The sequence below is a fragment of the Mesorhizobium sp. M4B.F.Ca.ET.214.01.1.1 genome, from assembly GCF_004791545.1.
In the GTDB taxonomy this organism is placed as follows: Bacteria; Pseudomonadota; Alphaproteobacteria; order Rhizobiales; family Rhizobiaceae; genus Mesorhizobium; species Mesorhizobium abyssinicae.
Genome location: NZ_SRUX01000014.1, coordinates 189,664 through 196,245 on the forward strand (window position 1 = coordinate 189,664; position 6,582 = coordinate 196,245).

Genomic DNA, 6,582 nt, shown 5'->3' on the forward strand with positions numbered 1-6,582 from the left:
GGTGGCGTCGACCTCGACGCCGCGCAGCGTGGAACCGTTTGCGCCTCGCGCGAATTGATTCGGGTTAGACATTTCCCGGCATGTTGTCGCGGCCGGCTAACCAGAGCGGCGCGACCCAGGAGGAAACAGCCATGTCCAGTGATGTCAGGCGCAGCGGCAGCTGCCTATGCGGCGGTGTCCAGTTCTCGGTGACGGGCGAGCCGCTTCGGATCGGGCTTTGCCACTGCAAGGATTGCCGCAAGACCAGCGGATCGGCCTACCAGGCCTTCGCCATCTGGCCGCTCGAAGCCTTCGAGACGGCCGGCATCGTCAGTACCTATGGCGGCAGAAGTTTCTGCCCGACCTGCGGCGGCCGCGTGACCTCGGTTGGCGAGGAGGAAGTCGAAGTGATGCTCGGTAGCCTCGATGTAGCGCCGACGGAGCTCGAGCCGACCTACGAACTGTGGATCGTGAGGCGCGAACACTGGTTGCAGCCGCTGCCCGACGCGCAGCAATTCGAACACGATCGCGTCGATGGCGAATCGCCGGCAGAGGAGCCGGGAACTACGGCGGACAGTAACGAGGCGCCCTCGGACAACCTACTCCAGCGCAAGCTGGCCTAAGAGGCAGGCCAGCTTCCATCTGGATCGACGGTAAATCGGCTTGCATTTTGCAACCGATGGTCGGTTTGCCGCTGCCCCAATGCTCAGTTAAGATTCGATTTGCGGTGGACTTCTGGAAACCGCTTTGGCCGGCGCGGTTCAGGCAACGTTCCCAACATTGCCGCGTCGGCCTCGCAGCCGTGCGGAGTTGTTCTTCAGGCAGACCGGCACAACCTTTGCTATTATTTTGCCAGTCTTGCAGCTTGGTTATCTTGTGAAGTACCAAGTTATGGTTGCGCTACCAGGCCAGACATTCTTTCCATGAAAGAAAATTCTCCCCAAGTTATTTTTTTCACGACATCAATTACGATATCCAAGTACGCAAACCCTCTGACGCAACGTGATCCTTGATGGTCTTGTACAAAAGGCCACCTTGTTTCTTTTCGCCTATGTTACATACTATTGCGAATCTTGAAGCCGAACGGGGCGGTTTTCATGGCGGCGATGCCTGCAGGAGGTCGCGGCGTTCATCTGCGATATCCACCGATCGACGGGTTCTGGACCTGGGACATCAAGCGAAACCGTGTCTACGGTGACGCCAACCTCTCCGACTATTTCGGACTCACGCTCGATGAGTTCTCGCGTGGCGCTCCCCTCGAAAGATGCATGGAAAGCATCGAGGCCGAGGACCGGCTGCGGGTCAATGTTGCGATCCGCCGGGCGGTAGAGCGCCGATCGAGCTTCCGCGAGGTCTGCAAAGTTCGTTCGGAAAAGATGGGCCTTCGCAAGATCCTGGCAGTCGGCCAATGCTATGTCGACAGCCTTGGAGAAGCGGCTGTCTATCCCGGCTGGTTCGTCGACCTGACGCAAGAAGAGGATTGCGAGGAGGCCTCCTTGCGCGAGATCCATCAGCATATCGAGCAGGCCAAGGAAATCTCACAATCGATCGGACAGGATCTGCTGTTCTACTTGCTGGACAATGCCCACGAAGAGGTGCAGCTGCGTCTTGGCGGCGGATCGAGGAGGCGCAAATCCTCCTAGCGCGCACCCTAGCTTCCGGGCGGACCCTTGCCGTGCTTGCTGACTTCGGCAGTGACCAGGCGGGCGAAATGGGACTGCGGCGAGCGCCGCTCAAGCAACTTGGCACGTTCGAGCGCCGTGTCGCCGTAGAATTGAACCAACGCTGCGGCCGCGCTGGCCGCGTCTGCCTTCAGCTTGCCGATATCGGACTGCTCGCTGTGGCTCGAAGGGCCGTTCCTGGCAATCACATCCAGCATGGCTTGCAACTTGTCAGGAGTGCTGCCCTCGTCTTCGTGCATCGTCGCGGTCCGATTGGTCGCGCAAAATATCGACATTTCCGAAGAATGTCCAACAGCTTCGTTGATCGGACGCCGACACAACCGAGCACAGCTTCGCCGTGAGTCTCGCCAAAATCTTGATGCAAGCAACAGTCAGCCAGAATTCACATGCAGACATTGGGGGCAGCGATGGACCAGCCGAGCAAAATGGAAAACCTGCAGTTTGCGCAGGGGATCTTGCGTGAACTGCGTCAGAAAGCCGAAGCCGATGGCGAGAAGCTTCTGACCTATCTGATCGACATGGCTTATCTCGAAACCAGCGACCGCATCCGCGCGCACTGGATCGGCAACCATGAAAGCGACGGCCGTCGCGCCAAGGGCTAGATCCGGGACGGCACTGGCGGCCGCGGCGGGCGCCCCGGGCGTTGCCGGGACCTGAACGCAAAAAAGCCCGCCGTGCCTTCTGGCACGACGGGCGAAATTGGTGGGATCGGCAAGTCCAGGCCGAGTTATCGACACAAGCAAGCCCGCGCCTCTCGCAGGGGACGCGGGCTGGATCGGGATGCCGGCCCCGATCAGGCAGCAAACCGTTACGCGCTGCCGGGGGATGAACTCTTAGCCAGAACTAATGTTCCGGCGCAGGCGGGAAAAACCTGCCAAGCACCGATCGGGCTTACGACGCCGCCTTTTCACGAACCGGAAGCTTCCACCCCGGCCTGACGAAATGGCAGGTATAGCCGTTCGGATATTTCTCCAGATAGTCCTGATGCTCGGGTTCGGCTTCCCAGAAAGGGCCGACCGGCGCGACCTCGGTGACGACCTTGCCCGGCCACAGGTGTGAAGCCTCGACATCGGCGATGGTGTCGTCGGCAACCCGCTTCTGGTCGTCGCTGGTATAGTAGATCGCCGAGCGATAGCTCATGCCGACATCGTTGCCCTGACGGTTCCTGGTCGTCGGATCGTGGATCTGGAAGAAGAATTCGAGCAGCGTGCGGTAGCTGATCCTGGCCGGATCGAAAATGATCTCGATGGCCTCCGCATGGGTGCCGTGGTTGCGGTAGGTGGCGTTGGGCACGTCGCCGCCGCTGTAGCCGACACGGGTCGAGATCACACCCGGATAGCGCCGGATCAGATCCTGCATGCCCCAAAAGCAGCCGCCAGCAAGCACCGCTCGTTCGGTGGAAGTCGCCATATCATATCTCCCTTGGATTTCTCCATAGATGGGGATTGTGGCGCTCTTCGTCCAGCCGCTCAAGCGTCCTGGTAAGGCCGCAGCGGCGACAGCCGCCTGGATTGAGGACGGGAGGACATCAAAATCAATTCTAGGGAAGCGGCAACGGTGTGTCACTCAAGGTCCGCAGGTATGCGATGAGGTCCGCTCGCTGCTTCTCGTCCTGCAGGCCCGGGAAAAGCATATCTGTTCCAGGCAACGCGAGCGCGGGATTTGAGATGAACAAATTGAGTTCCTCAAAAGTCCAATCGCCACCGGCATCCTTTAGACTCGACGAATACTCGACATCGCCTTGCGAGGCCTTCGGCCGCCCTACGATGCCCCACAGATTGGGCTTGGGATTCTTGACCCCCGGCACGACAAGATGACAAGTCCCGCACGTCTTGCCGAAAAGTTCTTTGCCCGATTCAGCGTTCGCCGATGCAAGTCGTGCCGAAATCGGCGCAATGGCCGGTCGGCTGGCGCCATGACTGCGCAAGTAGGCCACGACGTCGTCGTGACCACTCAGCTTGGCCAGATGTATGGGCGGACTTCCATTCGATGTCAGCGCGTTGACCTCTGCTCCGGCGTCCACGAGATGGATGACGCACTGGAGGCAGCCATTCTCGGCAGCTACGTGAAGCGGCGTTTGCGCTTTCGCCACCTGATTTGGGTCGGCCCCGTTGTCGAGCAACAGCTTCACGATGTCTGCGTACCCGCCCTTGTTGGCGGCGTAGAGTGGCGTTCTTTGCCAACTGACGGGCAGGCTGACGTCCGCCCCACGCTTGATTAGAAGTTGTGCTAACTCGACATTTCCTTTTTCGCAGGCGATGTAGAGCGCCGTAACACCGTCAATTTCGTTAATGGCGGCGCCTTTGTCCAAGGCGGAAGCCACCGCTGCGACGTCGCCCTTCTTGACAAGATCATTCAAGTTGTTCGCCTGGGCGGGCAGTGTAAAAAGCCAAAGGACCCACAAAGTCCTTACTACGCAGATGCGTCCCAGCTTGATCATTGTGCCCTCTCATTGCTCAGAAAAAGCGCACAGGTTTGGCTCCGATTGCGGCTCCATGCACAGGACAAATATTAGCAGATGCTTATTCGAAGACCAAGGAGCGCGCGGCGCGGCAGATCACTCTTCGCTTGTCGGCTTGAATTTCCGCACAACGACCTCGAACAGAATGTCCGAGATCCACATCGCCGAGACGCCGATCAGGAAGGCGGCAGCCAAGGTCGTGGTGTCGTCGGCAGGATCGGGGATCGGCAGGCCGCTTGCCTTGAACCAGGCCACGGCCGGCAGCGTCAGATAGGCGGCGGCAAGCGCGCCGCAGATCGGCGAAGCGATCATTTCGCGCAGCTTGTAGCGGTGACGCGACAGGGCCCGCAATGCGCCGCCTGCCAGCCCCGCGGCCACCACAGGGCCCTTGATGCCCAAGAGATCGAACAGATCCTGCATCAGGGCCTCCAGCCGCAGAGTTTCTGGCCCTTGCGATTGTGCGCGAGCAGTGCCTTGGCTTCCTCGTCCGACAGCGCGTCAACGGCTTTGGCGGAGAGGCGCAGCGGCCTGGAAACGGCGCAGAAGCCGCCAGTGCTCGTGGTGCATCCGGCCAAAGCCGCGGCAAGCAGCATGACAATCAATCCCTTGCCCATGCCTTCAACTCCTTTTTGATGGCGCCCGCGGGCAGAGCGCCGATGTCGTTGTCGACCCGGTCGGCGAGCGCGCGGGCCGCTGCCTCGGCTTTGGCCTGCCTGCTGCGCTCGGCCTCGGCGCCGGCGAACCGCTGGCGAAAGCCCCAGCCGAGCGCGGCAATGACGGAGGCCAGCAGGCCAAGGATCGCGGGATTGTCGAACAGGAAAGAGAGAAGCGCCGTCATGACAGCCACCACACGACAAGTGCCGCTGCGATGAGGAGCGAACCCGCCAGCCAGGGCAGCGCCTGGCGCAGGAGTTCGGTCAAGACCTCCTTCATTTGGACCCCCTCACCTTTGCCAGTGGAACTTGCGAGCGAGCAGATACCAGGCCTCGGTGACCAGGCTGATCGCCAGGCCGATGCCGGTTTCGAGCGCCACCTGGATGTCGGGGTCGCCCGACAGGGCGGCAGCGTCGCCGGCGCCGAGCAGGCCGCGGGCGACGAGGATCGCCGCGCCGTAGCGCAGCGCGATGCGGATGATGACGGCAATCATGATCTCCTGCCTCCAAGAATGGTTTTGAAGATGGCGAGCAACAACCGCCAGAACGCCTTGCCGGCGGGCGCGGCGGGATTGGGCGTTGCCTCCGGATGTGCAGCTTCAGCCGAAGGCGCGGACGGGGCCGCTTGTCCGGGCGCGGCCGCCGGCAAGGCCGGCGCTTTGACAGCCGACAACAGCAGCGCCTCGGCCCGTACCGAGCCGACCCGTTGGCTCCAGCCCCGGCCAAAGGTCGGCCAGGTCGACAGCCGCTTGAGAAACGCCAGACGCGCGTCGCACAGCTCATCGATGACGACACCGGCGGGCCGGGCCCTGACGGCACCGAGCGTGGCCGGACCGATCCGGCCGTCCTCGGTGGCGCCGACGATCGCCTGGAGGCATTTCGCTGCCCTGCCCGGCCCGCTGTTCACGGCAAAGTCGAACACGGCGGGGAGTTCGGCGCCGGCGACGGCATCCCAATAGAAGCGGCGGTAGAGGCGAAATTCCTCGAACCAGTCGAGCAGCGTCGAAAACACCTTGAAGCGGCCGGACTGCATGCGGTCGAGCATCTCCATCAGCCCGGCCTCGACCGAGACCGAGCCGTCGGCGAAGCGGGCGTGGTTGCCGAGCATGTTCAGGCCGTGCGCGGCGTATTGCCTGGCGAGCGCGGTGCCTGCGCCTTCCAGCGTCTCGCGGCGGCCGTCGCGCGGCCATGCCCATGGCAGCCATTCGCCCCAGGGTTTCAGGGCGAGCGCCTGCATCGCCGGTGTCTGCTGCGAGGCGCGCGCCGCCTTGGTGACGTAGACGACATCGGCCTCGCTGTCCCAGGCGAGCTCGACCGCGGCCGAGGGATGGTCCCAGCCGAAATCGAGCGCGCCGATGCGCGGCCACCAGCGCGGCAGCCGGAACGGCTCGCAGGCGATCATCTCCTCCGGCACCGGAAAGATGCGGCCCGAGCCCAGCACCGGAACGCCCTTCGCCCGCGCCTCGCGCTCATGCTCGGGATAGGCGGCGATGATCGCCGCGCGCTCGGCCGGCGTGTAGTGCTCGGCGTCGTCGATGGTCATGAAGGTGACGTGTCGGGACATGGCGGTCCTTTCCCTTCTCCCCTTGTGGGAGAAGGTGGATCGGCGCTCAGCGCCGAGACGGATGAGGGGTGCGCGAAGGAACACGGCGGCAGTGATTTTGCGGACGCCGGCGTCAAGCTGGAACACCCCTTGTGTGTCTGGAATCGTGCATTGTTGAGGGGTGCCACGGACCAGGTGCTTGCCTGATCCGTGGCGGCGGTCGAGAGCCCGTCACCCCTCAGGTAGCCTAAACCGTGGATGAGC

11 protein-coding genes are annotated in these 6,582 nt (G+C 62.4%); 3 read left to right on the forward strand and 8 right to left on the reverse strand.

The window, feature by feature from the left end:
* Positions 1 to 131: 131 nt before the first annotated feature.
* Positions 132 to 602, forward strand: coding sequence for a GFA family protein (locus EN857_RS25730; RefSeq protein WP_127287087.1), 471 nt, complete (start codon positions 132 to 134; stop codon positions 600 to 602).
* A 474-nt stretch (positions 603 to 1,076) separates the two neighbouring features.
* Positions 1,077 to 1,622: a hypothetical protein gene (locus tag EN857_RS25735; protein ID WP_127287088.1), complete on the forward strand. Its 546-nt coding sequence runs from the start codon at positions 1,077 to 1,079 to the stop codon at positions 1,620 to 1,622.
* Positions 1,623 to 1,630: 8 nt separating this feature from the next.
* Here EN857_RS25735 and EN857_RS25740 read toward each other — a convergent pair whose 3' ends face one another.
* Positions 1,631 to 1,900 (reverse strand): hypothetical protein, encoded by a 270-nt coding sequence (locus EN857_RS25740; protein WP_127287089.1) that lies wholly within the window; start codon positions 1,898 to 1,900, stop codon positions 1,631 to 1,633.
* A 168-nt stretch (positions 1,901 to 2,068) separates the two neighbouring features.
* Here EN857_RS25740 and EN857_RS25745 point away from each other — a divergent pair, with 168 nt between their 5' ends.
* Entirely contained in the window at positions 2,069 to 2,263 is a 195-nt protein-coding gene (locus EN857_RS25745) for a hypothetical protein (RefSeq protein ID WP_126055200.1), read from the forward strand.
* A 289-nt stretch (positions 2,264 to 2,552) separates the two neighbouring features.
* On the opposite strand, the gene msrA is transcribed toward EN857_RS25745, so the two are convergent.
* From msrA to EN857_RS36350, 7 genes are all read right to left on the reverse strand, one after another.
* A complete protein-coding gene (gene msrA, locus EN857_RS25750) occupies positions 2,553 to 3,071 on the reverse strand; it encodes a peptide-methionine (S)-S-oxide reductase MsrA (RefSeq protein WP_127287090.1) in 519 nt (172 codons plus the stop codon).
* A gap of 130 nt (positions 3,072 to 3,201) precedes the next feature.
* A complete protein-coding gene (locus tag EN857_RS25755) occupies positions 3,202 to 4,101 on the reverse strand; it encodes an ankyrin repeat domain-containing protein (protein ID WP_127312218.1) in 900 nt (299 codons plus the stop codon).
* Between the two features lie 117 nt (positions 4,102 to 4,218).
* Positions 4,219 to 4,542: a hypothetical protein gene (locus tag EN857_RS25760; RefSeq protein WP_127392067.1), complete on the reverse strand. Its 324-nt coding sequence runs from the start codon at positions 4,540 to 4,542 to the stop codon at positions 4,219 to 4,221.
* On the reverse strand, positions 4,542 to 4,736 hold the full coding sequence (locus tag EN857_RS25765) for a hypothetical protein (protein ID WP_127392068.1): 195 nt from the start codon (positions 4,734 to 4,736) through the stop codon (positions 4,542 to 4,544). The genes EN857_RS25760 and EN857_RS25765 overlap by 1 nt, the downstream gene beginning before the upstream one ends.
* A complete protein-coding gene (locus tag EN857_RS25770) occupies positions 4,721 to 4,960 on the reverse strand; it encodes an ABC transporter permease (protein ID WP_127392069.1) in 240 nt (79 codons plus the stop codon). The genes EN857_RS25765 and EN857_RS25770 overlap by 16 nt, the downstream gene beginning before the upstream one ends.
* Positions 4,961 to 5,065: 105 nt before the next feature.
* Positions 5,066 to 5,269, reverse strand: a complete 204-nt coding sequence (locus EN857_RS25775) for a hypothetical protein (RefSeq protein ID WP_127392070.1) — start codon at positions 5,267 to 5,269, stop codon at positions 5,066 to 5,068.
* Positions 5,266 to 6,465 carry a terminase family protein gene (locus EN857_RS36350; RefSeq protein WP_348630793.1) on the reverse strand — a complete coding sequence of 400 codons (1,200 nt, stop codon included), beginning with the start codon at positions 6,463 to 6,465 and terminating at the stop codon, positions 5,266 to 5,268. The genes EN857_RS25775 and EN857_RS36350 overlap by 4 nt, the downstream gene beginning before the upstream one ends.
* Positions 6,466 to 6,582 lie beyond the last annotated feature (117 nt).